Source organism: Arcobacter caeni, assembly GCF_003063245.1.
Taxonomy (GTDB): Bacteria; Campylobacterota; Campylobacteria; order Campylobacterales; family Arcobacteraceae; genus Aliarcobacter; species Aliarcobacter caeni.
In genome coordinates, this window is sequence record NZ_MUXE01000037.1 from 1 (window position 1) to 1,310 (window position 1,310).

Below are 1,310 nucleotides of genomic sequence, written 5' to 3' on the forward strand. Positions count from 1 at the left end.
GGTAGTGTTCATCATTCTGTGTCAGCCTAGATAATTCCTAAAATTCTATCATAAATTTAAAGCATCATCAAGCCGTCCATCAAAGTGGATGGCTAGTTGTGAAATTGTTAAGCTCCAATTTCTTATTGGCATTGTCCATTTCTCTTGAGCATTTTTTATTCCCATAAACAGTAATTTTAACAAGCTATCATCATTAGGAAATGCCCCTTTTGTCTTAGTTAAAGTTCTAAATTGTCTATGAACTGATTCTATTATATTTGTTGTATAAATTACTCTTCTTATATCTTCTGGGTATTGGAAATATACTGTTAAATTTTCCCATTTATTTCTCCAAGAAGTAAAAACTATAGGATATTTTTTACCCCATTTTTCTTCTAATTTATCAAGTTCTAATTGGGCTTCTTCTTTTGTGAAAGATTGATAAACTGATTTTAATTCTTTCGCAAATTGTTTTTGATTTGCAGAACCTACATATTTTAGTGAATTTCTTATTTGATGAACTATACAAAGTTGTACTTCAGTATTTGGAAATACAGAGTTTATAGCTTCGGGAAAGCCTTTTAACCCATCAACTGAAGCTATTAAAATATCTTGTACACCACGATTTTGTAAATCAGTTAATACTTGTAGCCAAAATTTTGCACCTTCACTTTCATTCAAGTAAAGTCCTAATACTTCTTTTTTACCATCAAGTTTAACTCCAAGAACAGTATAAAAAGCTTTAGAAATATATTTACCATCTTCCTTTACTTTATAATGAATTGCATCAAGAAATACAAATGGATATACAGCTTCTAATGGACGAACTTTCCATTCATTTAGCATTGGTATGATTTTATCAGTTACTGCACTTATGGTGGCTTTTGAGAAGCCTACACAATAAAAATCTTCTATATGTTTAGCTATTTGTGAATAACTATTACCTAATGCAAATAAAGATAATATTTTATCTTCAATTTCACTTGTAATACTAGTTTGATTTTTCTTTACAATTTCAGGCTCAAAGTTACCATTTCGATCTCTTGGAACATCAAGTTCAAATGTTCCATGATCACTTTTCATAGTCTTTGAACTATATCCATTTTTTCTATTACTACTCAAATCTTGAGCAAGATGTGAATCTATTTCAGCTGCAAGTGCAGCTTCTGTTAATTGTTTTATTAAAGAACCTAATGCGCCATTTGCTCCACCGATACTTTTACCAGCTTTTATATCACGAGCAAATTGCTCTACATCTATTTCTATCTTCATCTTTGTGTCCTTTGGTATTGTTTATTTTACCTGTTTGACACAAAATTTTGAACGATCCC

Annotated in this window: 1 protein-coding gene; it reads right to left on the reverse strand. The window is 30.4% G+C overall.

What is annotated here, in order from left to right; translation table 11 throughout:
- Positions 1-48: 48 nt before the first annotated feature.
- The gene (locus B0174_RS12000) at positions 49-1,251 is read right to left on the reverse strand and encodes an IS256 family transposase (RefSeq protein ID WP_108561347.1); all 1,203 of its coding nucleotides are present in this window, start codon (positions 1,249-1,251) and stop codon (positions 49-51) included.
- Positions 1,252-1,310: the final 59 nt, after the last annotated feature.

What these genes read in the sequence shown, in the direction of transcription:
- B0174_RS12000 (WP_108561347.1), bottom strand. Translation starts at nt 1,251, where the DNA reads ATGAAGATAGAAATAGATGTAGAGCAATTTGCTCGTGATATAAAAGCT.